Genomic DNA, 22,900 nt, shown 5'->3' on the forward strand with positions numbered 1-22,900 from the left:
AATCAGGGAATATCTTCCGGACGCCGGCCAGGCTTGCTTTTGTAGGACGGAAAGGCCCAGCCGAATTTCAGCGCGCCGCCGCGTACGCAGAAAGCCGCCATGAAACCTGCCAGGCCCGACGCAAGCGGCGGCAGTCCGGCGAAATCGCCAAGTGTGTAGAGGCCGGCGCCGGCAAGCGCTGCGGTAACGTAGATTTCCGGTCTCAGGAGCACCGAAGGCTCGCCTGTCAACAGATCGCGCAGAATGCCGCCAAGGGTTGCGGTGAGCATGCCGGTGACGATCGAAACTGCAGGTGACCCGGTGATCGTCAGCCCCTTGGCCGCGCCAATCACCGAAAATGCGGCAAGACCTATGGCGTCGAGCCAGAGCAGCAATTTGTAGCGCGACTCGAAACGATGTGCGCTGAAGAAGACGACGACCGCCACCGCCGCACAGATTAGTACATAGTCGCGGTTTCCCACCCAGAACACGGGCACGTTGAGGATGACGTCGCGAAACGTTCCGCCCCCGATGCCGGCAACGCTAGCCAGAAACAGGTAACCGATAATGTCGAGCTGTTTGCGCGAGGCGGCCAGCGCACCGGTCGCCGCGAAGACGGCGACGCCGGCATAGTCGAGAAGCTCGATCGGGTTCATGGAGGGAATAATGAAATACCGAGTGGGGAATAGCGAGTGGCTCCTGCGAATCTGGATTGACTCCAGATAAATTAAATGATTGAATTGTTCATTCAATTATTTGGGTGGACGTCTATGTCCCCTCGCCGCTACAGCATGGCTTCCCGGACTGCCGCCTTCGCCAAGACGAGGCAGCGCATTCTCGACGCGACAATCAAGCTGCACACCCAGAACGGCATCTTTGGCACGACTTGGAAGGATATCGCTACGGAAGCCGATGTCGCCGTTGGCACCGTCTACAAGCATTTTCCTACTCTGGATGACCTGGTGCCGGCGTGCGGCGAATTGCTGATGGAGCGCCTGCGTCCTCCGTCGCCCGAAGCAGTGACGGAGATAATCGGCGACGCGACCGATCCTGAAGAACGGCTACGCCGGGTCGCCAACGAGCTGTTCGCCTTCTACCAACGTGGCGGACGGCATCTCGAAAGCGACCTGCGCGAGCGCGAGCTTCCGGCCATGCGGGAATGGGAGGAATACCTGCGACACATGGTGGCCGGATTCGTGCGTGAGGCACTGGCGCACGACGGTCCGGGCGATGATGTCGTGCAGGCAATCAGCTTTCTATTCGACTTTCCGACGTTCAACGCCATGCGGATACGCGGCATGACGGTGGACCTCGCCGTCGAAACGGCAACGACAATGGCGCTCTGCTGGCTCAAAGGCAGAGGCCGGACGAGCACGTCTTGAGCGAACAGAATGCGGGAGGCGAAACAAAGGTCAGATGGCAAAGGGAGGAAGTCATGGACACGAATGTCGTTGAAATCACTGAATTTGCATTGAAGCCCGGATTCACCGAGCAGATGTTCCTGCAGACTAGGGATCAAGTGAATGACGAGGTGCGAAAGCTCAAGGGTTTCCTCAACCGTCGCCTGCTCAAATCCGCAGGCGGCTGGACGGAGATATTCGAATGGGCGGACATGGACAGCGCCAAGGCGGCTGGCGAGGTCTGGTCCTCCCTGCCCGGCATCAAAAACTATTGCTCGATGGTGAATTCCGCCTCGATCAAGGTCGGCTACCATTCTGTGGCGGCCGTGGCTGGCGGCGAAGCTGGCAGGAGCACTCCCCACGCCTTTTGCAGTCACGCCTTGGAAGGAGAGGCGCGCTGGTGGCTTGGCTCGCTAGCGGTGATCAAGGCGACAGCGGTCCAGACCGCGGGCCAGTTCACGCTGATCGAAGTGCTCGAGAGCGAAGGTGAGGCGCCGCTGCATGTGCACCATCGCGAGGACGAGTCATTCCTGGTGATGGAAGGCGAGATCGAGTTCGAGATCGGCGGTAAGGCGAGTATGGCTGGACCCGGTTCGTTTCTCTTTGGGCCACGCGATGTGCCGCACCGCTATGCGGTCAAGCGTGGGCCGGCCCGGATGCTGTTCTTCTTCACGCCTGGCGGTTTCGAGGAACTTCTGAGGGCGACCAGTGTGCCCACCGCCGACAGGCGCATTCCTCCGGACGGCGAAGGAATGCCGGACATGGAGACATTCCCCGACGTGGTCCGCCGCTATGGCTGTGAACTGCTGAGCTGAGGGCAGGAAAGCCTGCACGGCGAACTGTTTGATCGCCCTGAAATCGGATAGGTTGGGGGCGGTCGATCATCCCTCACGCTTTGGTGGCGGTTGCTGGCTAACGGAGCCCTACTCCCAGTTCACGCATCCTTCTCAGCCTGCTCGTTCACCGGCCCCGGCTCCACCGGCGCTTCGCTTGCCACATGCTTGGGGCCGCCCTTGGCGACGCCGACCATGGCCGGCCGCAGCACGCGCTCGCCGATCGAATAGCCGGGCTGCACGACCTGGACGACCGTGTTGGCCGGCACGTCGGGATTGGGCACCTCGAACATCGCCTGGTGGAAATTCGGATCGAATTTCTCCCCCTCGGGCTCGAGCTTCTTCACGCCGTGGCGCTCCAGCGCCGACAGCATGGCGCGCTCGGTGATCTCGACGCCGTCGATCAGCGCCTTGAAGCCGGCATCACCCGACGCCTTGGCCTCCTCCGGGATGGCATCCAGCGCACGGCGCAGATTGTCTGATACCGACAGCATGTCGCGGGCAAAATTGGCGACCGCATAGGCGCGCGCATCGTGGACGTCTCGGGCGGTGCGGCGGCGCAAATTCTCCATGTCGGCCGCCACGCGCAGCGCGCGATCCTTCAGCTCTTCGTTTTCCTTCAGAAGCCGCACAAGCGCTTCATAGTCGCCGTCGACGCCGCCTTCCCTTGGCTCCGCGGCAGCCTCGGTCTTCTCGGCTTCATCGGGCGCGCGTTCGTCTTTTGCCTGGTCGCTCATCGCCGTTTCCCGTCATTTTCGAATGGTGTGGATTTGCGCCCGATATCGAGGTTTAGCGGCCAAAAATCAAGGGGCAAGCGATACTGCAGCCGCTGTTGCGGCTTGATGGCGGACGGCGCAAACCTTTCGATTTTAATTCAAACTTTACCGTAACCGCCGGCTTTGCTTGCCAGGCTACTACAATGCGGGAACCATTCCTCCCTTGGAAGAGTTTCGAAGCCGACACAGGATTTTAAGATGATGCCCCGCAGGAACGGCGAAAAACGCAACGGGCTCGCCGCCGATATCCGGCGCCAGCTCGGCACCGAAGCGACCAAGCGCTTTCTGCGCACCTTGCCGGCCTTCCGCACCGAGTCCGATATTCCCGACCGTCTGAAGGAATTGCTCGACCGCCTGGACGGCGTGGAAGCCAAGGTGGTCGCAGGCGGGCGCCGTCGGTAGCGCGCCGTTGCCAGGGACGCGACCGGCAATTGTGGCCGGTTGCCATCGCGCGACATTTACGCGCAGTAACTTTGCGTGATCTCCGTCTTGCGGCAGCGCCCTGCTCCGCCTATGTTTCATGATGAACATGATTTCCCCCGAAGCTGTGGCAAACAGCAAGCGCGCCTGGTTGAAAATCCTGTCGCGCTATAAAAAGCCCGACAGACGTCGCAGCGCTGTCGAACTCGCCATCACCCTCATCCCTTTCGCCACGTTATGGGCGCTGTCCTCGGCCGCCTATGCCTATGGCCATTGGTGGGGTCTGGTCCTCATCCTTCCGGCCGCCGGCTTTCTGGTGCGGATCTTCATGATCCAGCACGATTGCGGTCACGGCTCCTTCTTTGCCAATCGCTATGCCGACGACTGGATCGGCCGCGTCCTTGGCGTGCTGACGCTGACGCCCTACGATTGCTGGCGCCGCGCCCACGCAACCCATCACGCCAGCGCCGGCAATCTCGACGAGCGCGGCACCGGCGACATCAAGACACTGACCGTCGCCGAATACCGGCAACTGTCGTGGCGGGGCCGGCTCGCCTATCGCCTCTATCGCCATCCGCTGGTGATGTTCGGCCTTGGCCCGATATGGATTTTCATTTTCGAGCAGAGACTGCCCTTGGGCATGATGCGGGGCGGCCTCACCCCTTGGGTGTCGTCGATGTCCACCAATCTCGCCATCGCCGTCATCGCCGCTCTGCTCATCTGGTTCGTCGGCCCCGGCGCGTTCCTGGTCGTGCATCTGCCGATCGTCATCCTCGCCGGATCGGCCGGCATCTGGCTGTTCTACGTCCAGCATCAGTTCGAGGAGACGGAGTGGACAAAGGACTCCGAGTGGGAATTCCAGCACGCTGCCCTGCACGGTTCGTCCTATTACGACCTGCCACCGGTGCTGAACTGGATCACCGGCAACATCGGCGTCCACCACGTGCACCACCTCTCGGCCAAGGTGCCATGCTACCGGCTTCCGGAAGTGCTGAGGGATTATCCGGAGCTGCGTGAGATCGGCCGCGTCACGCTTCTCGACAGCCTGCGCTGCGTCAAGCTGGCGCTATGGGACGAGAGCCGCAGCAAGCTGGTCTCGTTCCGCGAAGCGCGGATGGCCGTGTAGACGCACCGCCGCACCTAAAGCGCGTCGCGCTCGACCGGCCTCATGCGACGCGCTTTAAGTTCTTGTTTATGCATGCCGTTATCGCAAAACCGCTGCACATTTTTGCGCGACATGCATTAGGGGCGCGGCGGCTCCAAATTCCGAGCTTAAGCCGCCTGGCGTTGGTCGCGCATCAGGATCTCTCCCTGGCGGATCTCGGTGCCCAGCACTTTCAGACATTCGCGCATGAAGGCGGCTAGGCCCGGCCAGCCCTTGGCCGACACCAGATTGCCGTCGACATGGGCACCGGTCGGCGCAACATCGATATAGATGCCCCCGGCCAGCGTGACTTCCGGCTCGCAATATTGCAGCGCCGCGACTTCCCTGCCGCGCACCACGCCGTCGACCGCGATCAGGATCTGCACGCCGTGGCAGATGGTGAAGATCGGCTTGCCGGCCTCATGGAAATGCCGCACCAGCGCCTGCACGCGCTTGTCGATGCGGATATATTCCGGCCCGCGCCCGCCCGCCGCGTAGACGGCGTCGTATTCGGCCGGGTTGACCTCGGAAAACGTCTTGTTGAGGATGTAGTCGTGGCCGAGCTTTTCCGTATAGGTCTGGTGGCCTTCGAAGTCGTGCAACGAGGTCTTCAGGATGTCGCCGGCCTTCTTGTCGGGGCAAACGACATGGACCGTATGGCCCACCGCATGCATGGCCTGTTCAAAGACGAAAATCTCGTATTCCTCGCTGAACTCGCCAACGAGCATCAATATCTTCTTGCCAGCCATACCCGGTTCCTCCCTTGTGGCCACATTTATTCGGATCGCGAAATAATGGACCTATCCTAAGACGGGGACGGGCAAAATAAAAGATCGAATCGGCAATGTGGTCCGACCAGATCGTGCTTCTGGTCCCCTGGAGCAGATCAGCTGGCGCGCACCCGCCGCCAGGAATATTTCGGGCCTTTGGCCTCCGGCTTCACCGCCGGCTGGTAGAACAGCGGCAGTCCGCCGGTGCGGCCTTGCTCGAGCCGCTTCAGCAGCACCGGGTGCGAGATCTCGAATTCGTCGAAGCCGAGGCGCAGCATGTGCGGCAGCTGGTCGATAAGCACCTGCCCGGTGGCGCGCATGGCGCCGGTGAAATGGTAACGGCTGCGCAGCAATTCGCCCTTGGAGAACGAGCGGCCGTCATTGAACGCCGGGAAGGCCAGCGCCACCAGCGACAGCTGATCGAGCAGGCCGGCGATCTTTTCGAGCTGATCGCCGGGCTGCAGCAGCACGCCGATGCGTTCCTTCGCCGACCGCCGCACCTCCGGATCGAGGCCGAGAAACGCCTGCAGCGGCAGGATGAAGCGGCCATTGCCGACCAGCGCCTCGGCGCTTTCGGCATGAACCCACTCGTCCTCGCAAAAACCATTCGGCGTCCACAGCCGGGTGGCGTTTTCCGCTATCAATTCGCTCATCAAGAAATTCCCAAGTCCACAAGGTTCTAAAGTGCAAAACACCTCAGGGGTGTGTTGAGATTCAGGTCAGGCCGAGCCGGAGCCGAAGGCGGGCGCGAAGCGACCAAACTGCGTGGCTTCCGAGAACCGGAGCGGAGCGTACTTTTGGGTACGTGAGCGCCGGAAGCGCAGGAAGCCGCCGTTTGCAGGCCGGCATCACCTGAATATCAATATACCCTAAAGTGAGGCATCGGTCAGCGACTTCTCCAGCCCCGACAAATGGATGCCGCATTCGGTCTTGGCGTGCCCGGCCCAGCGGCCACTGCGCGCGTCGTCGCCCGGCTGCACCGGCTGCGTGCAAGGGAAACAGCCGATCGACAGATAGCCATAGGCGACCAGCGGGTTTTCACGCAGCGCATGTGCGCGCATGTAGCTGGCCTGGTCCGATGTCGTCCAGTGCGCCAGCGGATTAATACGGATGCGCGAGCCAACCGCCTCGAACACCGGAAGCGCTGCCCGGGTCGCGGCCTGGAAGCGCTTGCGTCCGGTGAACCAGGCGCGGAACGGCTCGACACCGCGCGCCAGCGGCTCGACCTTGCGCACGTCGCAGCAGGCGTCGGTATCGGTCTCGTTCAGATTGCCGGTCGGGTCGATCCTTGCCAGCGCCGCATCGTCGGGCCTGATCACCCGGATATCGGTCAGCCCGAAATCGGCGACCAGCGCGTCACGATAGCCGAGCGTTTCCTCGAAATGCTTGCCGGTGTCGAGAAAGATCACCGGCAGCGTGCGGTCGATCTCCGCGATCATGTGCAGCAGCACCGCCGAATCCGCGCCGAAGGACGAGACGGCGGCGATTTCGCCGTGAAAGAATTCCCGGGCCGACCGCTCGATGATCTCCAGCGGCTTCAGATGGCCATAGAGCGCATCGAAACCCGCCGCTTCGGCGGCGATGCCGGCCTCGACGTCGACGATCCGGTCAAGCGGCCTTGGTTTCGCCAGCATAGAGCGCCTCCTTGAACGGCGCGGGACCGACACGGCGGTAGGCGTCGATAAATCTTTCGTTTCTGTCCAGCCGAAGCCCGAGATAGGTCTCGACGATCTGCTCGATGGCATCGGTGATCTCTTCCGAACTGAAGCCGCGGCCGATGATCTCGCCGACCGAGGTGTTCTCGTCGGCCGAGCCGCCGAGCGTCACCTGGTAGAGCTCGGCGCCTTTCTTCTCGACGCCGAGGATGCCGATATGGCCGACATGGTGATGGCCGCAGGCATTGATGCAGCCGGAAATCTTCAGCTTCAATTCGCCGATTTCGCGCTGGCGCTCCAGCGAGGCGAAGCGCCGCGAGATTTCCTGCGCCACGGGAATGGAACGCGCGGTTGCCAGCGCGCAATAATCGAGGCCGGGGCAGGAGATGATGTCGCTGATCAGGTTGGAATTGGCCGTCGCCAGCCCGATATCGACAAGCGTGTCATAGACCGCCTTGAGGTCGGCACGCGCCACATGCGGCAGGATCAGGTTCTGCTCGTGACTGACGCGCAGCTCGTCGAAGGAATATTTTTCGGCAATGTCTGCGACCGCTTCCATCTGGCTGTCGGAGGCATCGCCCGGCGTCTCGCCGATGCCCTTGAGCGAGATGGTCACCGCAGCGTAGTCGGGATGGCGATGGGTGACCACATTCTGGTCAAGCCATTCGGAAAAGCTTTTGGAATCGAGCCGGGCAAGCTTGACCGCCTCGTCGCCTTCCGGCCGGTCGACAAGCGCCGGCGGCGCAAAATAGGCGTCGATGGCGCGGATGTCGGCTTCCGGCAGCTTCAGCTCGGCGTCCTTCAATTCCTGCCATTCGGCCTCGACCTGGCGGGTGATCTCCTCGACGCCGGTCTCGTGGACCAGGATCTTGATGCGCGCCTTGAACTTGTTGTCGCGCCGGCCATAGAGGTTATAAACGCGCAGGATCGCCGTGCAGTAGGACAACAGATCCGCTTCGGGCAGGAAGTCGCGGATCTTCTTGGCGACCATCGGCGTGCGGCCCTGGCCGCCGCCGACATAGACGGCGAAACCAAGCTCGCCGGCGGCGTTCTTCTTCAGATGCAGGCCGATGTCATGCGTCTGGATGGCGGCGCGGTCGCGCTCGGCGCCGGTCACCGCGATCTTGAATTTTCGCGGCAGGAACGAAAACTCCGGATGCACCGACGACCATTGCCGCAGGATTTCGGCATAGGGGCGCGGATCGGCAACCTCGTCGGCGGCGGCGCCGGCGAAGTGGTCGGCCGTGACGTTGCGAATGCAGTTGCCACTGGTCTGGATGGCGTGCATCTCGACGCTTGCCAGGTCCGCCAGGATCGCCGGGATGTCCGACAACGCCGGCCAGTTGAACTGGATGTTCTGGCGGGTCGTGAAATGCCCATAACCCTTGTCGTATTTGCGTGCGATGTGGCCGAGCATACGCAGTTGCTTGCTGTTCAGCGTGCCGTAGGGCACGGCGATGCGCAGCATATAGGCATGCAGCTGTAGATAGACGCCGTTCATCAGCCGAAGCGGCCGGAACTGGTCCTCGGTGATCTCGCCGGCAAGCCGCCGTGCGACCTGGTCGCTGAACTCGGCGACGCGGGCCTTGACGAAATCGTGGTCGAACTCATCGTAACGGTACATTTTCAGGTCTTTCCGGGCGCGTCCGCCCGTTATTTTCTTCGTTCGAGCACGATCGGGATCATGCTTGTGTCATCTATGCCGCGCGTGCGGCCTGCGGACGGGCCTGCTTGCCCAGATCGTGGCGGGTGGTCGGGCCGGCGGCACGGATCTTTTCGCGCAGCCGGACCGCCTCGACAGTGCCGTTGACCACAGTCACGTCGATCAGATTGACGTCGACCACCTCGTTGTCGGCGGAGGCCTTGGCGCCGATCGCCTCCAGCCGGTCCTCGGCCGCCTTGTCATGGGCGATGTCGGCATGGTCGATGATCTCGGCCCAGCCGCCATTGGCGTACCAGACGGCTATGCCGTCGGCGAGACGGTTCGCGGTCAGCACTTTCATTGGTTCACTCCTTCCGCGGCAGCACGGGCCACGCTGTCCTGCCTGTGTGCGGCCAGCGGCTCGGACCGTTCGAAATTGGCGCCGGCGACGGCGTCGCCGATGATCGTCATCACCGGGCCGCTGAGGTCGGCGCGCGCCTCCAGCGACGGCAGGTCGGCGAGCGTGCCGTGGAAACGGCGGCGGTTGGCAAGACTGGCATTCTCGACCACGGCGACGGCCGTGTCCGGCGACAGGCCGGCTTCGATCAGCCGGCCGGCGACCTCGGCGGCGACCGAGCGCCCCATATAGACGGCGACCGTCGCGCCCGAAATGGCGAGCTTTGCCCAATCGGGCAGCGAATTTCCCTTGAGGTCGTGGCCGGTGGTGAACACCATCGACGACGACACGCCGCGCAGCGTCAGCGGCAGTTCGAAATCGGCGGCGGCGGCGAAGGCCGCGGTGACGCCCGGAACCACTTCGTAGGCGACGCCGGCATCGCGAAGTGCCGCCATCTCCTCGCCGGCCCGGCCGAACACCAGCGGGTCGCCGGACTTCAGCCGCACGACGCGCTTGCCGGCGTGGCCAAGCTCGACCAGCAGCGCATTGATTTCGGCCTGGCTCTTGGAATGGCAGCCCTTGCGCTTGCCGACCGGCAGGCGTTCGGCATCGCGGCGGCCCATGGCGACGATGGCCTCCGGCACCAGCGCGTCATGGACGATCACGTCGGCTTCCATCAGCAGGCGATGGGCGCGCAGCGTCAAAAGGTCCTCGGCGCCGGGACCGGCGCCTACAAGCGCGATATGGCCCGATGCCGGTTCGTTCGAAAGCAGCAGGCCGACGGCCGCATCATGCGCCTGCGAAAGCTCGCCGGCCTCCACGGCACGGGCCGGCGCGCCGCCAAAGAAATCGCTCCAGAAGCGGCGGCGGGCATTGCCTTTCGGCAGCAGTTTTTCGGCGGCGCCGCGAAACGACGCGGCAAGTGCCGCGAGCGGCCCGAGCGAGGGCGACAGCATGCGGTCGATGCGGCTGCGCAGCATCTGCGCAAGCACCGGGCCGGCACCTTCCGTGCCGATGGCAATGGCGACCGGCGCGCGGTTGACCAGTGCCGGCGTGAAGAAATCGCAGAGCTCCGGCCGGTCGACGGCATTGACCGGAATGCCCAGCCGGCGCGCATCCCCGGCAACGCGGCGGTCGAGCGCCTCATCGTCGCTGGCGGCAAACACCATCACCGCACCATTGAGATGTGCTGCATTATAGGCGTCGGCAATGTGGGTGGCGCCCGTCTCGGCGATGCAGGCCAGCAGATCGGCGCTTGCGGCATCGCTGACGATGCGCAGCACAGCGCTCGACTGAGCGAGCAGCCGCGCCTTGGCCAGCGCTTCCTCGCCGCCGCCGACGATGGCGACGGCTTCGCCCTCGACCCGCATGAAGACGGGAAAGGCATTGAGCTTAGGCTTGGCTTGCGGCATGACGAGCGGAATCCTGGAACCGTTTGCCAGTTCTACGCGGGGGCGCGAAAAACCAGAAGGCACCCACTCGCGCATCGCTTCGTAGCAGGCAATCTCTTTTCTGCAAGCATAACGGCCAAGAGAAAAATATTCCACATTCAGATGCGGAGCGGATTGAAGCTGCTGTTGCGGCCCCTGATCCGCTGCCTTTCTAGCGGCTGGCCGAGCTAGCCACAAAACAGATTTTTCTAATTTCTACCAATTTAGTAGATTAAAGCCGCCGGATGCCAACCGAGCCATCAAAGACAGCCTGGCGCTCTCGCCGGCTCCTGTCGGAGATACCGGGTCAGAGTACCGGAACATTCACGCCTCGGCACGCGTTTGCCCTGTAGACCCAGGCCCGGTCATACCCCTGCGGCAAAGGCCCGGCGATGGGTTCGAAAAATCAAAAAAGGAGCGCCCCATGAGCTACGTCAGACTGAAACGCGGATTGTGGATCGTGGTGGCCGACGGCGAAAAGGCGCTATTCCTCGAGAACCGTGGAGACGTCCAATATCCCGACCTTCAGGTCGTGCACGAGATGGAGCAGGAAAATCCGGCAACCCGAGAGCAAGGCACGGACCGCCCCGGCCGCTACAGCGACGGCCCTTCCGTCCACCGCAGCGCGGTCGAGGACACCGATTGGCACCGTCTCGGCAAGGAGCGTTTTGCCGACGAGATTGCCGACACGCTCTACAAGCTCGCGCATCGCGGCACGTTCAAGGAGATCGTGCTGATCGCGCCGCCGCCGGTGCTCGGCGACATGCGCAGGAAGCTGCACAAGGAGGTCACCGACAAGATAACGGCGGAAATTCCAAAGACGCTGACCAACCACAGCATACCCGATATCGAAAGCCTGCTGCAGGCGACCTGATCGAGGGCACCGGCGGCGTGCAATTCCCCTGCCGCAACAACCGCCGCCAGACTGGAACACGCCGCCCGCGACGCTGGCAAATCTTGCCGGCTCTCCGTCTTTTTGCTGCTTTGCCATTGATTTCATGGGATTGCGGGTTGTCACGCGACTGTCCATACTGCCAGGGCGGCGGCTTTGGGCGGCGCATATCCGACATCGCGATTCCTAAAGGCGCTCCATAGACAATGCCGCATGACACGCCCCTTATCGCCACTATCGTTGCCGGTCTGGGGCTGGCTTTCGTCTTCGGCGCACTTGCCAACCGTTTTCGCGTGCCGCCGCTGGTAGGCTATCTCATCGCCGGCGTTCTGGTTGGACCGAACACGCCGGGTTTCGTCGCCGATGCCGGCCTCGCCAATGAACTTGCCGAGATCGGCGTCATCCTGCTGATGTTCGGCGTCGGCCTGCATTTCTCGCTGAAGGACCTGTTGTCGGTCCGTGCCATCGCCGTGCCCGGCGCCATCGTGCAGATCGGCTTCGCGACAGCCCTTGGCGCCGGCCTCGCCTGGATGCTCGGCTGGTCGATGGGCGCCGGGCTGGTCTTCGGCCTGGCGCTTTCCGTGGCCTCGACCGTGGTGCTGTTGCGCGCGCTGCAGGAGCGGCGGCTGATCGAGACCGAGCGTGGCCGCATCGCTGTCGGCTGGCTGATCGTCGAGGATCTGGCGATGGTGCTGGCGCTGGTGCTTTTGCCGGCATTGGCCGGCGTACTCGGCGGCTAAGAGCAGGTGGAGGTACACTCCAGCGGTCTGCTGTCGCTGCCGACGAGCTACGGCGTCTGGGGCGTCGTCGGCATCACACTGGCCAAGGTCGCGGCCTTTGTCGTGGTCATGCTGGTGGTCGGCCGCCGGCTTATCCCCTGGATCCTGCACTACGTCGCCCATACCGGATCGCGCGAACTGTTCCGGCTGGCGGTGCTTGCGATTGCGCTTGGCGTCGCCTTCGGCGCGGCCAAGCTGTTCGGCGTGTCGCTGGCTCTCGGCGCTTTCTTCGCCGGCATGATCATGAGCGAATCCGAGCTCAGCCATCGGGCGGCCGAGGAATCGCTGCCGCTGCGCGACGCCTTTTCCGTGCTGTTCTTCGTTTCGGTCGGCATGCTGTTCGACCCGTTCAGCCTGATCAGCAATGGCTGGCCGATCCTGGCGACGCTGGCCATCATCGTTATCGGCAAGTCGCTGGCAGCCTTCGTCATCGTCGTCGTTTTCCGCTATCCGGTCGCAACGGCATTGATGATTTCGGCAAGCCTTGCCCAGATCGGCGAATTCTCGTTCATCCTGGCCGAACTCGGCGTCGGGCTGAAACTGCTGCCCGAACAAGGCCGCGACCTCATCCTCGCCGGCGCCATCCTGTCGATCGTCCTCAATCCGCTGATGTTTCTTGCCGCCGACCGGATGAAACCCTGGCTGGAAGCACGCGCCGGCAGGACGGCGCCGTCCGGCGAAGCAAGGCCGATCGGCCCGGCGACCGAACCCGGCCAGGTGGCTTCGGTCGCGGCGCCCGCGAAGGAGGATGGCCCGCCGCCCAGGACGAGGCTGACCGGCCACACCATCCTGATCGGCTACGGCCGCGTCGGCAGCCTCGTCGGCGCGTCGCTGAAGCAGGCCGCCCTGCCCTTCCTCGTCATCGAGGATGCCGACAAGACGTTGGCGAAGCTCAAGGCCGAAGGCGTCGAAACCGTGGCCGGCAACGCGGCGAATGGCGACGTGTTCGCCGCATCCAATGCCGAGGGCGCGAAGCGGCTGATCCTGGCCATCCCCAACGCCTTCGAGGCCGGGCAGGTCGTGCTGCGCGCCCGCGCCGCCAATCAGACAATCGAGATCATCGCCCGCGCCCATTCCGATGCCGAGGTCGAGCACCTCAAGGGCCTTGGTGCCGACACCGTCATCATGGGTGAACGCGAGATCGCCCGCGGGATCGTCGAGGAGGTTTTGGCAGCACCGAAGCCTTCGGCGGCCTAAGGCATGTCGCCAAAAGTGCGCAGCGGTTTTTGGGATAACGACATGCAAAGAACAACAGCTTCAAGCGCGTCGCATGAGAGGCCATTCAAACGCGACGCGCTTGCGCTGCCCCTCACCCTTACCCTCTCCCCGTGAAGAACGGGGAGAGGGGGTCGCCAGCGTTGCGATCAAGCCCCCTTCTCCCTGTTCTTCACGGGGAGAAGGTCCCGGCAGGGGGATGAGGGGCAGCGTCAACGATTGATCAAAACCAACCGCTCAAACGTGCTGGCCGCCGTTGATGTGGATTTCTGAGCCGGTCACGTAGGACGCCTGCTGCGAGCACAGGAAGAAGATGATGTCGGCGACTTCCGCCGTGGTGCCTAGCCGTCTCAGCGGGATGGTCCCGACGATTTTTTCCGTGCCCGGCGACAGGATCGCGGTGTCGATCTCGCCCGGCGCAATCGCGTTGACGCGAATGCCGTGCGGGCCGAAATCATGCGCCATCTCGCGTGTCAGCGAGCCGAGTGCCGCCTTCGAGGTCGCATAGGCGGTGCCGGCGAAAGGATGCACGCGGGTGCCGGCGATCGAGGTGACGTTGACGATCGAACCCTTGGCCGACGCCAGCTCCTTGAACAGGCCCCGCGCCAGCATGATCGGCGCGAAGAAATTCACCTGGAAGACGTCGCGCCAGACATGCATCGGCGTGTCGATCGAGTTCATGCGGCTGTTGCCGTCCTTGAGCTTCGGCGAGATGCCGGCATTGTTGACCAGCGCGTGCAACTGCCCGCCATGCGCCTCCAGCCGGTGGCGGATCTCGGAGATGGCGATGCCGACATCTTCCTGGTCGGCGAGGTCGACCTTGATGTGGTCTTCCGGGCCGGCCGGCCACGGGCAGTCCTCGGCAAAGGCCTGGCGCGAGCAGGTGATGACGCGCCAGCCTTCACGTGAAAAGCGCTTGACCGTGGCATGGCCGATGCCGCGGCTGGCGCCGGTCAGCACGATGGTCTTTCTGGTGTCGGGTTCAGCCATGTCGCGTCTCCAAGCGGGAGATGTAGCGGAACGCGGCAGCGGTGGCGAGGGGCCTGTCGTTCAGCCGCCTGTCAGAATGTCCAGGATCGAGGTCTGCCGCTTCTTGACCGGGCCGCCGACATTGCCGGGCGGCACCGGATGCTTGATCGATCCGGTTGTGCCGTCGACACCCGGCATGGCCAAGCCGCCGGCATCGACCGTCTCGGCGGGACGCACGGGACGCGAAGCGGGCTGCGTAGCTGCCGCAGGCGGCGCCGATTGGCCAACGGACGCGACCGGCGCCGGCGGTGCCGTGTCGGCCGGTATCTCGTCCGGGACGACGGTGTCGGGCGGCGTCGATTTCCAGGTTCCGGGCAGCGGCCGCACCGGCACGCCCTCATGCGCGGCGACCATGAACTCGTGCCAGGCCTGCGCGGGCAAGGCGCCGCCGGTGACCTTCTTCATCGCGCTGCCGTCATCATTGCCGAACCAGACGCCGGTGGTGAGGTTGGCGGTATAGCCGATGAACCAGGCGTCGCGCGAGTTCTGGCTGGTGCCGGTCTTGCCGGCCGCCGGCCAGGCGAACGCCGCCTTCCTGGCCGTGCCGATCTCGACCGTGCCGGTCATCATCGAGTTCATCATGCCGACGACATCGGGCTTGACGACGCGCGGCGCACCGCCGCCATTGTTTTCGTAGAGCACCTTGCCGTGGCTCGTCGTGACGCGGCGGATGAAATGGATGTCGGGCTTATAGCCGCCATTGGCGAAGGGAACATAGGCCGAGGTCAGTTCCAGCGGCGTCACTTCCGAGGTGCCCAGCGCGATCGAAGTGTTGGCCGTCAGCTCGGACTGGATGCCCATGCGGTGCGCCGCCTCGACCACCGCATTCGGTCCGACTTCCATGGTCAGCTGCGCGGCCACCGAGTTCAGCGATTTTGCCAGCGCCGTCGCCAGCGTCACCTTGCCGAAATATTTGCCGCCGTAATTGTCGGGCGTCCAGTTGCCGATCTTGATCGGCGCGTCATTGCGCACGCTGTCCGGCGTACGGCCGGATTCCAGCGCCGCCATATAGACGAACGGCTTGAACGCCGAGCCCGGCTGGCGGCGCGCTTCCGAGGCGCGGTCGAACTGGCTGGTCGAATAATCATAGCCGCCGACCATGGCGCGCACCGCGCCGGAATTGTCGATCGACACCAGCGCGCCCTGGCTGACATTGAGCTTCTTGCCGCTCTGGTCGATCAGCCGGCGGATCGATTGCTCGGCGAGCTTCTGCAGCGTCAGATCGACGGTCGTGTCGACGACGATGTCGCGGCGCACGTCACCGATCAGGTCGGGCAGTTCTTCCATGATCGTATCGGCGACATAGTTTTCCGAGCCGGTCCAGTAGGACGGCGCGCGCGTCGCCGGCGCGCTCATCGCCGTGGTCATCTCCTTGGCGCTTATCTTGCCCTCGTCGCGCATCGCGGCGAGCACCAGCTGCGAGCGCTGCTCGGCCGCCTTTGGGTCGCGTGCCGGCGACAGCCGCGACGGCGCCTTGAGCAGACCGGCGAGAAGTGCCGCCTCCGACAGCGTGACGTCGCGCGCGCTCTTGCCGAAATAGCGGCGCGAGGCCGCTTCGACGCCATAGGCGCCCGAGCCGAAATAGACCCGGTTGAGGTACATTTCGAGGATCTGGTCCTTCGTATGCTTGTGCTCGAGCCACAGCGCCAAAAGCACTTCCTGCACCTTGCGCTCCAGCGTGCGGTCCGGCGTCAGGAACAGGTTCTTGGCCAGCTGCTGGGTCAGCGTCGAGCCGCCCTGCGAAAAATGCCCGCCGAGCACATTGGTCATCATTGCCCGGGAAAGGCCGATCGGGTCGATGCCGAAATGCGAATAGAAGCGGCGGTCTTCGATGGCGATGACGGCCTCGGGAATATAGGGCGACATTTCGTGCAGGCCGACGGCCTCGCCGCCGCTCATGCCGCGATTGCCAAGCAGCTGGCCGTCGACCGAGACGATCTTGATGTTGGGGGCGCGGTCGGGAATGGCCCAGGTGGTGGCCGCCGGCATTTTCGCGCCGTAATAGACGACGATGCCGGCAGTGGCGATACCGCCCCAGATGGCCAGCACGAAGCACCAGTAGAACAGCCGGCCGAGCACGCCGAACGCGCCGCGCCGGCCTTTGCCGCGCCCGCCGCGTGACGGCTTGGCCTTGGTCGATTTGCGCTTTGCGGCGGCTTTGCGGTTGTTCGGCACGACGCGGTCCTCCTCGCTCACCGAAAAACCGGCCGAGGATCTCGCCCCCGGCGATGCCTCGAAGCTGGGCTCGATGCGGCTGTCTTTCCGGTTCGCCATGCGCTGTGCTGTCTTCCCCATGCCTATGGCGTTCCGGTTGAAGACTAGATGCGGCGATTTAAGGGCGGGTTAAGTCGGGAAAAATCGAAGTAAACTGTATTCAATCACTTGCGAAGCACGCGCGGCCCGCGACAGCGCCAAAGCCGAAACGAAAAACCCGCCTCGGCGGGCGGGTCGTTGGCGCCAATGAGCACCATAGTGGAATTAGTAGCATAGCTGCCGGCACAAAGCAAGAACAAAATACGCTTCGCCTCAGAATAATCACTTCAGGTCGGCGGTTGCGACAACCCTCAGTCGTCCGCGTCCGGGTCGTCGGAGGCCGGCCGCCAGCTGATCGGTTCGATCTTCTTTTGCGTATGGCCGTCCGTATAGGCCCACCAGCCGGCGTCGCTTTCGTCCCAGTCGCCGCCGGCCGCCTTCAGCCGGTCGAGCGAACGGTATTGCGCGATGCTTTCGTTCATCACGCCGTCCCTATCCTGCCAGTAGACGGTGACCTTGGAACCGTCCTTGGGTGCCGTTTCGATCGGTTTTCGCGCAGCCATTTCCATTCCTCCCGGTGAAGCGACCGGAGCGCCGGGACAAGCGCCCTCGGTTCCTGGCCGATGGCCTTTATGAGAATTCGCTCCGGCGAGGCATATGGCGTGGTTTTCGAGAACCGGAGCGCAGCGGACATTTGGGTCCGTGAGCACCGGAAGCGGAGAAAACTGCGCCAGATGGCCGCCGGAATAGAATTATCATGAAGGCCATTAGCTGTGGGCGAAGATATCCTCCTCATCCCAGCCCATCAGGTCGAGTTTCGCACGCGTCGGCAGGAAGCGGAAGCAGGCATCGGCCTCCCTGGTCCGGTTGTCGCGCGCCAGCCGCGCGCTCAGCACGTCGCGCAGCCGGTGCAGGTAGAGCACGTCGGAGGCGGCATATTCGAGCTGCTCGGGCGACAGCGTCTCGGCCGCCCAGTCCGAGGATTGCTGCGCCTTCGACAGGCCGACCCCGAGAAGCTCGAAGCAGATGTCCTTCAGCCCGTGCCGGTCGGTGTAGGTGCGCGTCAGCCGCGACGCGATCTTGGTGCAGAACACCGGCTCCGGCATGACGCCAAAGGCGTTGTAGAGTACGGCGAGATCGAAGCGGCCGTAGTGGAAGAGCTTGGTGATGCTGCGATTCTTCAGCAGGCTGACGAGGTTCGGCGCCTTCCTCTGGCCGGGCGCGATCTGGATGACGTCGGCCGAGCCGTCGCCCGGTGAGATCTGCACGACGCAGAGCCGGTCGCGATGCGGGTTCAGCCCGAGCGTCTCGGTGTCGATAGCGACCGCCCCGACATCGTAATGCAGCAGGCCGGGCAAATCGTTTTTGTGGAAACGTATGTCGCTCATCGTCTTCTCCGGTCGCGGCCCCGTGCAGCGATACGCGACGGGCCGTGCCCGTCCTTGCCGTGATCCGGTGAAAAATCAACACAAAGTTGATTGTGACGCAATTTCAGCGTGTCAGCGCCTCGAGAATGCGCGCCCAGGAGCGCTGGCCCTTGTGGAAAGAGCTCATCTCGTACTTCTCGTTCGGCGAGTGGATGCGGTCGTCGTCAAGACCGAAACCGACCAGCAGCGATTCCATGCCGAGATAGGTCTGGAAATCGCCGACCACCGGGATCGAGCCGCCGCTGCCGGTCACCACCGCCGGCTTCGGCCACTCGTCGGACAGCGCCTGCTTGGCCTTGGCGAGAAAGGGCGAGTCGTAGGAAAGCTGGATCGCCGGCGAGGCGCCGTGCGGATGGAATTCAACCGAGCAGTCGGCCGGAACGCGCTGCCTGACGAATGCCTGGAAGGCGGCGCGGATTTTTGCCGGATCCTGTTTGTGGACGAGGCGGAAGGAGACTTTTGCCGAGGCTTGCGCGGCGATCACCGTCTTGAAGCCCTTGCCGGTATAGCCGCCGATGATGCCGTTGAACTCGGCCGTCGGGCGCGCCCAGGTCAGTTCGAGCACCGAGCGGCCCTTTTCGCCGGACGGAATCGACAGGCCGATCGGGCCGAGGAAGGTCTCGGCGGTCTCGCCCAGCGACAGCCACGACTGCAATATCTGCGAGGGCGTTTCCTCGACGCCGTCATAGAAACCCGGAATGGTGACGTGACCATCCTCATCGTGGATGTCGGCCAGGATTTTTGCCAGGATGCGGATCGGATTGGCGGCCGCACCGCCATACAGCCCGGAATGCAGGTCGCGGTCGGCGGCCGTCACCGTGATCTCCTCGCCGACCAGCCCGCGCAGCGAGACGCAGATCGACGGCGTATCGCGGTCCCACATGCCGGTGTCGCAGACCAGCGCGAAATCGGCCTTGAGCTCGTCCGCATTCGCCTCGAGAAACGGTTTCAGCGACGGCGATCCGGACTCCTCCTCGCCCTCGAACAGGATCGTGATTCGGCACGGCAATCCGCCATGCACCTGCTTCCACGCGCGGCAGGCCTCGACGAAGGTCATCAGCTGACCCTTGTCGTCGGCCGCGCCGCGGCCGGTGATCACCTTGTGGCCGGGCTCGATCTCCTTGACCGCCGGCGCGAACGGGTCGCTTTCCCACAACTCGATCGGATCGATCGGCTGCACGTCGTAATGGCCGTAAAACAACAGATGCGGCGCGCCGGCTGGCCCGTCGTGATGCGCGACCACCATCGGATGCCCTGGCGTGTCGCGCACGCTGGCGTCGAAGCCGATCAACTTGAGCTCGGCGACCAGCCATTCGGCGGCCTTGCGGCAGTAGGCCGCGTAGTCCGGATCGGTGGAGATCGACTTGATACTGAGCAGGCCGAACAGGCGTTCCAGGCTCTGGTCGAAGTTCTTGTCGAGGCGGTCGAGGACAGGGGAAACTGCGGACATAGGCGGGCCTTTCGATTCTGGCGGCGAATCTAGAGCCCATGCGGCCAAACGGAAAGCCCGCGAACGTTGGGCCACGGGCAGGATCGGGTCGAAAGGCAAAAAAATGCCGCCGTGGTGGAGGGGGAACCACGGCGGCCTTACTCGAAACGATGCGGCAGCCCGGAGAGGGGGGATAGGCTGCCGCAAGTGTCCGGGATAGGCGGGGGACGGGCCTTGCTCCGGACTTCGGCGAAAACTGCCGATGGCGTTTATCTGTGTCTGCGAACGTGGCGATTCAAGGGCACAAAAATTACACTTTTGTAACATAGGCGTGAGCGAACAAAGCTCCGGCCAAGCCGCCAGGCCGGCCAAGCTCACACGCCATTTGTCAGGGTGTTGCCGGAACCCTTGGCGCAAGCCGCCTTTGGCATGGACCGCGGCGCTGCGCCGCGCTATCCCTCGTGCCATGAAAAAAGGCGATCATCTCTTCCTTGTCGACGGCTCCGGCTACATCTTCCGTGCCTATCACGCGCTCCCGCCACTGTCCCGCAAGTCCGACGGGCTGCCGACCAGTGCCGTGCTCGGCTTCTGCAACATGGTCTGGAAGCTGACCCAGGACGCCCGCAACACCGATGTCGGCATCGTGCCGACGCATTTCGCCGTGATTTTCGATTATTCGTCGAAGACCTTCCGCAACGACCTCTACCCCGAATACAAGGCCAACCGCTCGGCGCCGCCGGAAGATTTGATCCCGCAATTCGGCCTGATCCGCCAGGCGACCAGGGCCTTCAACCTGCCATGCCTTGAGACGGAAGGCTACGAGGCCGATGACCTGATCGCCACCTATTGCCGGCTTGCCTGCGAAGCCGGCGCCGACACCACCATCATCTCTTCCGACAAAGATCTGATGCAACTGGTCGGCCCAACGGTTGCCATGTACGACCCGATGAAGGACCGCCAGATCGGCGTTCCCGAGGTGATCGAGAAATGGGGCGTGCCGCCGCAGAAGATGATCGACCTGCAGGCGCTGACCGGCGATTCGGTCGACAATGTGCCGGGCGTGCCCGGCATCGGGCCGAAGACGGCGGCGCAATTGCTCGAACAGTTCGGCGATCTCGATACGCTGCTCGCCCGCGCCGGCGAGATCAAGCAGGACAAGCGGCGCGAATCGATCATCGCCAACGCCGACAAGGCGCGCATTTCGCGTGATCTGGTGACGCTGAAGAACGACGTGCCGGTGACCGAAGGGCTTGACGATTTCGTGTTGCACGCGCCGGACGGTCCCAGGCTGATCGGCTTTCTCAAGACCATGGAATTCTCGACGCTGACCCGCCGCGTCGCCGAAGCGACCGGAACCGACGCGGGCGACGTTGCGGCCACTGCCGTCACGATAGAGCGTGCCGATACCGCGCATGGCCCCGATATGGGTTTTGGCATGCCCGCGGCCGCCGAGAGCGCACCCCCGTCGGACGAAGCGGCTTCCGAAGTCCCGGCCGAAGCCAAGCAAGGCGACACCCCATCGCTGCTTTCGGCGCTTCGCCTGGAGGTTGCGACCGCCCGCAAGATCGACACCGGCGCCTACGCCTGCATCCGCGACGCCGCGACGCTGAAGGCCTGGATCGCCGAGGCGATGGAGAGAGGCATCGTCGCCTTCGACGTTAAGGCCTCCTCGCCCGATCCGATGCGGGCCGAACTGATCGGCCTTGCCATGGCCGTCGCGCCTGGCCATGCCGCCTACGTGCCGCTTGCCCATAAAAACGGCAATGGCGACCTGCTCGGCGGCGGCGCGGTCGACAACCAGATCTCGATCCGCGACGCACTAGCGTTGCTCAAGCCTCTGCTCGAGGACAAATCTGTCCTCAAGATCGTGCACGACATGAAATACCGCCTCGTCGTCATGAGCCGTCATGGCATCGAGATCGGCCCCTATGACGACACGATGCTGATCTCCTACGTGCTCGAGGCCGGCACCCATGGTGGCCATGGCCTGGAGGCGCTGGCCGATAAATGGCTCGGCCACGCGACCATTCCGCTGAAGGAACTGGCCGGTTCGGGAAGAAACTTCGTCGGCCTCGATCAGGCCGACCTCGGCAAGGCGACGGCTTACGGCGCCGAGCACGCCGACGTCGCGCTCAGGCTCTGGCAGGTGCTGAAGCCACGCCTTGCCGCCAAGGGCCTGGTCTCGGTCTATGAACGGCTGGAACGGCCGCTGGTGCCAGTCCTGGCACGGATGGAACAACGCGGCATCTCCGTCGACCGGCAGATCCTGTCGCGGCTCTCCGGCGAACTGGCACAAGGTGCGGCGCGGCTCGAGGACGAGATCTACCAGCTGGTCGGCGAGCGCATCAACATCGGCTCGCCAAAACAGCTCGGCGACATCCTGTTCGGCAGGATGGGCCTGCCCGGCGGTTCGAAAACCAAGACCGGCCAATGGTCGACCTCGGCGCAGCTTCTCGAAGACCTCGCCGCCGAAGGCCACGAATTGCCGCGCAAGATCGTCGATTGGCGCCAGCTGACCAAGCTGAAATCGACCTATACCGATGCCCTGCCCGGCTTCATCCATCCCGACACCAAGCGCGTCCACACCTCCTACGCGCTTGCCGCGACGACGACCGGCCGGCTGTCGTCCTCGGATCCCAATCTGCAGAACATCCCGGTGCGCACCGTCGAGGGGCGAAAGATCAGGACGGCCTTCATCGCCGACAAGGGCAACAAGCTGGTTTCCGCCGACTACAGCCAGATCGAATTGCGCGTGCTCGCCCATGTCGCCGAAATCCCGCAGCTAAAGCAGGCCTTCGCCGACGGCGCCGACATCCACGCCATCACCGCCTCGGAAATGTTCAACGTGCCGGTCGAGGGCATGCCTTCGGAAGTGCGCCGCCGTGCCAAGGCGATCAATTTCGGCATCATCTACGGCATTTCGGCCTTTGGCCTCGCCAACCAGCTGTCGATCGCACGCGAAGAAGCCGGTGACTACATCAAGAAATATTTCGAGCGCTTCCCCGGCATCCGCGACTATATCGACGCCACCAAGGCCTATGCGCGCGAGCACGGCTTCGTCGAGACCATCTTCGGCCGCCGCATCCACTACCCGGAGATCAGATCGTCAAACCCCTCGATCCGGGCGTTCAACGAGCGCGCCTCGATCAACGCACGCCTGCAGGGCACCGCCGCCGACATCATCCGTCGCGCCATGATCCGCATGGACGAGGCGCTGGAGAAGGCGAAGCTTTCCGCCCGCATGCTGCTGCAGGTGCATGACGAACTGGTCTTCGAGACGGCCGAAGCCGAGGTCGAGGCGACGATTCCCGTCGTCTGCCACGTCATGGAGAACGCCGCCATGCCGGCGGTATCGATGTCGGTGCCGCTGCACGTCGACGCCCGCGCCGCCAACAACTGGGAAGAGGCGCATTAACGTCCCGTCTGCAGC

General features: G+C 63.8%; 19 protein-coding genes and 1 pseudogene. 7 read left to right on the forward strand and 13 right to left on the reverse strand.

Translation table 11 applies throughout. The features are described from left to right. Positions 1-2: 2 nt before the first annotated feature. On the reverse strand, positions 3-635 hold the full coding sequence (locus tag NKI50_RS20265; RefSeq protein ID WP_023718946.1) for a trimeric intracellular cation channel family protein: 633 nt from the start codon (positions 633-635) through the stop codon (positions 3-5). Between the two features lie 75 nt (positions 636-710). Between NKI50_RS20265 and NKI50_RS20270 the strand changes: the two genes are divergently transcribed. Continuing rightward, entirely contained in the window at positions 711-1,361 is a 651-nt protein-coding gene (locus tag NKI50_RS20270) for a TetR/AcrR family transcriptional regulator (protein ID WP_352483594.1), read from the forward strand. A gap of 53 nt (positions 1,362-1,414) precedes the next feature. Further along, entirely contained in the window at positions 1,415-2,194 is a 780-nt protein-coding gene (locus NKI50_RS20275) for a cupin domain-containing protein (protein WP_352717408.1), read from the forward strand. 119 nt (positions 2,195-2,313) lie between these two features. On the opposite strand, the gene grpE is transcribed toward NKI50_RS20275, so the two are convergent. Further along, positions 2,314-2,949 (reverse strand): nucleotide exchange factor GrpE, encoded by a 636-nt coding sequence (gene grpE / locus NKI50_RS20280; RefSeq protein ID WP_023675250.1) that lies wholly within the window; start codon positions 2,947-2,949, stop codon positions 2,314-2,316. A 237-nt stretch (positions 2,950-3,186) separates the two neighbouring features. On the opposite strand from grpE, the gene NKI50_RS20285 reads away from it, so the two are divergent. Together NKI50_RS20285 and NKI50_RS20290 are read left to right on the forward strand one after the other, a co-directional pair. Continuing rightward, entirely contained in the window at positions 3,187-3,390 is a 204-nt protein-coding gene (locus NKI50_RS20285; RefSeq protein WP_023718943.1) for a hypothetical protein, read from the forward strand. 121 nt (positions 3,391-3,511) lie between these two features. Next, the gene (locus tag NKI50_RS20290) at positions 3,512-4,534 is read left to right on the forward strand and encodes a fatty acid desaturase (protein ID WP_023675248.1); all 1,023 of its coding nucleotides are present in this window, start codon (positions 3,512-3,514) and stop codon (positions 4,532-4,534) included. Positions 4,535-4,680: 146 nt separating this feature from the next. Here NKI50_RS20290 and NKI50_RS20295 read toward each other — a convergent pair whose 3' ends face one another. The 6 genes from NKI50_RS20295 to cysG form a co-directional block, all read right to left on the reverse strand. Beyond that, positions 4,681-5,301 (reverse strand): DJ-1/PfpI family protein, encoded by a 621-nt coding sequence (locus NKI50_RS20295; RefSeq protein ID WP_352483597.1) that lies wholly within the window; start codon positions 5,299-5,301, stop codon positions 4,681-4,683. A gap of 137 nt (positions 5,302-5,438) precedes the next feature. Next, the gene (locus NKI50_RS20300; RefSeq protein ID WP_352717410.1) at positions 5,439-5,975 is read right to left on the reverse strand and encodes a DUF934 domain-containing protein; all 537 of its coding nucleotides are present in this window, start codon (positions 5,973-5,975) and stop codon (positions 5,439-5,441) included. 216 nt (positions 5,976-6,191) lie between these two features. Next, on the reverse strand, positions 6,192-6,956 hold the full coding sequence (locus NKI50_RS20305) for a phosphoadenylyl-sulfate reductase (protein ID WP_352717412.1): 765 nt from the start codon (positions 6,954-6,956) through the stop codon (positions 6,192-6,194). Then, the gene (locus NKI50_RS20310; protein WP_352717414.1) at positions 6,931-8,601 is read right to left on the reverse strand and encodes a nitrite/sulfite reductase; all 1,671 of its coding nucleotides are present in this window, start codon (positions 8,599-8,601) and stop codon (positions 6,931-6,933) included. The genes NKI50_RS20305 and NKI50_RS20310 overlap by 26 nt, the downstream gene beginning before the upstream one ends. Positions 8,602-8,674: 73 nt before the next feature. Beyond that, positions 8,675-8,980: a DUF2849 domain-containing protein gene (locus NKI50_RS20315; RefSeq protein ID WP_023718938.1), complete on the reverse strand. Its 306-nt coding sequence runs from the start codon at positions 8,978-8,980 to the stop codon at positions 8,675-8,677. Continuing rightward, positions 8,977-10,428, reverse strand: a complete 1,452-nt coding sequence (gene cysG / locus NKI50_RS20320) for a siroheme synthase CysG (protein ID WP_352717416.1) — start codon at positions 10,426-10,428, stop codon at positions 8,977-8,979. Before cysG ends, NKI50_RS20315 begins: the two co-directional genes overlap by 4 nt. A gap of 442 nt (positions 10,429-10,870) precedes the next feature. Between cysG and NKI50_RS20325 the strand changes: the two genes are divergently transcribed. Beyond that, positions 10,871-11,320 carry a baeRF12 domain-containing protein gene (locus NKI50_RS20325; protein WP_352717418.1) on the forward strand — a complete coding sequence of 150 codons (450 nt, stop codon included), beginning with the start codon at positions 10,871-10,873 and terminating at the stop codon, positions 11,318-11,320. A gap of 224 nt (positions 11,321-11,544) precedes the next feature. Continuing rightward, positions 11,545-13,314 (forward strand): annotated as a pseudogene (locus NKI50_RS20330) (cation:proton antiporter domain-containing protein). A gap of 255 nt (positions 13,315-13,569) precedes the next feature. Here the strand turns inward: NKI50_RS20330 and NKI50_RS20335 are convergent. The 5 genes from NKI50_RS20335 to NKI50_RS20355 form a co-directional block, all read right to left on the reverse strand. Next, complete coding sequence (locus NKI50_RS20335; protein WP_352717420.1) at positions 13,570-14,322, reverse strand: SDR family NAD(P)-dependent oxidoreductase; 753 nt, start codon at positions 14,320-14,322, stop codon at positions 13,570-13,572. Positions 14,323-14,382: 60 nt separating this feature from the next. Beyond that, positions 14,383-16,635: a transglycosylase domain-containing protein gene (locus NKI50_RS20340; protein ID WP_352717447.1), complete on the reverse strand. Its 2,253-nt coding sequence runs from the start codon at positions 16,633-16,635 to the stop codon at positions 14,383-14,385. 290 nt (positions 16,636-16,925) lie between these two features. Further along, positions 16,926-17,177: a hypothetical protein gene (locus NKI50_RS20345; protein ID WP_352483601.1), complete on the reverse strand. Its 252-nt coding sequence runs from the start codon at positions 17,175-17,177 to the stop codon at positions 16,926-16,928. Positions 17,178-17,381: 204 nt separating this feature from the next. Continuing rightward, positions 17,382-18,002, reverse strand: a complete 621-nt coding sequence (locus tag NKI50_RS20350) for a ribonuclease D (RefSeq protein ID WP_031193995.1) — start codon at positions 18,000-18,002, stop codon at positions 17,382-17,384. Between the two features lie 103 nt (positions 18,003-18,105). Beyond that, the gene (locus tag NKI50_RS20355; RefSeq protein WP_352483602.1) at positions 18,106-19,491 is read right to left on the reverse strand and encodes a M20/M25/M40 family metallo-hydrolase; all 1,386 of its coding nucleotides are present in this window, start codon (positions 19,489-19,491) and stop codon (positions 18,106-18,108) included. 445 nt (positions 19,492-19,936) lie between these two features. On the opposite strand from NKI50_RS20355, the gene polA reads away from it, so the two are divergent. Further along, entirely contained in the window at positions 19,937-22,885 is a 2,949-nt protein-coding gene (gene polA / locus NKI50_RS20360) for a DNA polymerase I (RefSeq protein ID WP_352483603.1), read from the forward strand. The last annotated feature ends 15 nt before the right edge of the window (positions 22,886-22,900 follow it).

The organism is Mesorhizobium sp. M0563 (assembly GCF_040321065.1).
Classification (GTDB): domain Bacteria; phylum Pseudomonadota; class Alphaproteobacteria; order Rhizobiales; family Rhizobiaceae; genus Mesorhizobium.

Excerpts from the sequence above, each read along its gene's own strand:
- polA (WP_352483603.1), top strand. The coding sequence starts at position 19,937 with ATGAAAAAAGGCGATCATCTCTTCCTTGTCGACGGCTCCGGCTACATC.
- NKI50_RS20285 (WP_023718943.1), top strand. The coding sequence starts at position 3,187 with ATGATGCCCCGCAGGAACGGCGAAAAACGCAACGGGCTCGCCGCCGAT.
- NKI50_RS20350 (WP_031193995.1), bottom strand. The coding sequence starts at position 18,002 with ATGAGCGACATACGTTTCCACAAAAACGATTTGCCCGGCCTGCTGCAT.
- NKI50_RS20355 (WP_352483602.1), bottom strand. The coding sequence starts at position 19,491 with ATGTCCGCAGTTTCCCCTGTCCTCGACCGCCTCGACAAGAACTTCGAC.
- NKI50_RS20305 (WP_352717412.1), bottom strand. The coding sequence starts at position 6,956 with ATGCTGGCGAAACCAAGGCCGCTTGACCGGATCGTCGACGTCGAGGCC.
- NKI50_RS20300 (WP_352717410.1), bottom strand. The coding sequence starts at position 5,975 with ATGAGCGAATTGATAGCGGAAAACGCCACCCGGCTGTGGACGCCGAAT.
- NKI50_RS20265 (WP_023718946.1), bottom strand. The coding sequence starts at position 635 with ATGAACCCGATCGAGCTTCTCGACTATGCCGGCGTCGCCGTCTTCGCG.
- NKI50_RS20325 (WP_352717418.1), top strand. The coding sequence starts at position 10,871 with ATGAGCTACGTCAGACTGAAACGCGGATTGTGGATCGTGGTGGCCGAC.
- cysG (WP_352717416.1), bottom strand. The coding sequence starts at position 10,428 with ATGCCGCAAGCCAAGCCTAAGCTCAATGCCTTTCCCGTCTTCATGCGG.
- NKI50_RS20290 (WP_023675248.1), top strand. The coding sequence starts at position 3,512 with ATGAACATGATTTCCCCCGAAGCTGTGGCAAACAGCAAGCGCGCCTGG.
- NKI50_RS20310 (WP_352717414.1), bottom strand. The coding sequence starts at position 8,601 with ATGTACCGTTACGATGAGTTCGACCACGATTTCGTCAAGGCCCGCGTC.
- NKI50_RS20335 (WP_352717420.1), bottom strand. The coding sequence starts at position 14,322 with ATGGCTGAACCCGACACCAGAAAGACCATCGTGCTGACCGGCGCCAGC.
- NKI50_RS20270 (WP_352483594.1), top strand. The coding sequence starts at position 711 with ATGATTGAATTGTTCATTCAATTATTTGGGTGGACGTCTATGTCCCCT.
- NKI50_RS20295 (WP_352483597.1), bottom strand. The coding sequence starts at position 5,301 with ATGGCTGGCAAGAAGATATTGATGCTCGTTGGCGAGTTCAGCGAGGAA.
- NKI50_RS20315 (WP_023718938.1), bottom strand. The coding sequence starts at position 8,980 with ATGAAAGTGCTGACCGCGAACCGTCTCGCCGACGGCATAGCCGTCTGG.
- grpE (WP_023675250.1), bottom strand. The coding sequence starts at position 2,949 with ATGAGCGACCAGGCAAAAGACGAACGCGCGCCCGATGAAGCCGAGAAG.
- NKI50_RS20340 (WP_352717447.1), bottom strand. The coding sequence starts at position 16,635 with ATGGCGAACCGGAAAGACAGCCGCATCGAGCCCAGCTTCGAGGCATCG.
- NKI50_RS20345 (WP_352483601.1), bottom strand. The coding sequence starts at position 17,177 with ATGGCTGCGCGAAAACCGATCGAAACGGCACCCAAGGACGGTTCCAAG.
- NKI50_RS20275 (WP_352717408.1), top strand. The coding sequence starts at position 1,415 with ATGGACACGAATGTCGTTGAAATCACTGAATTTGCATTGAAGCCCGGA.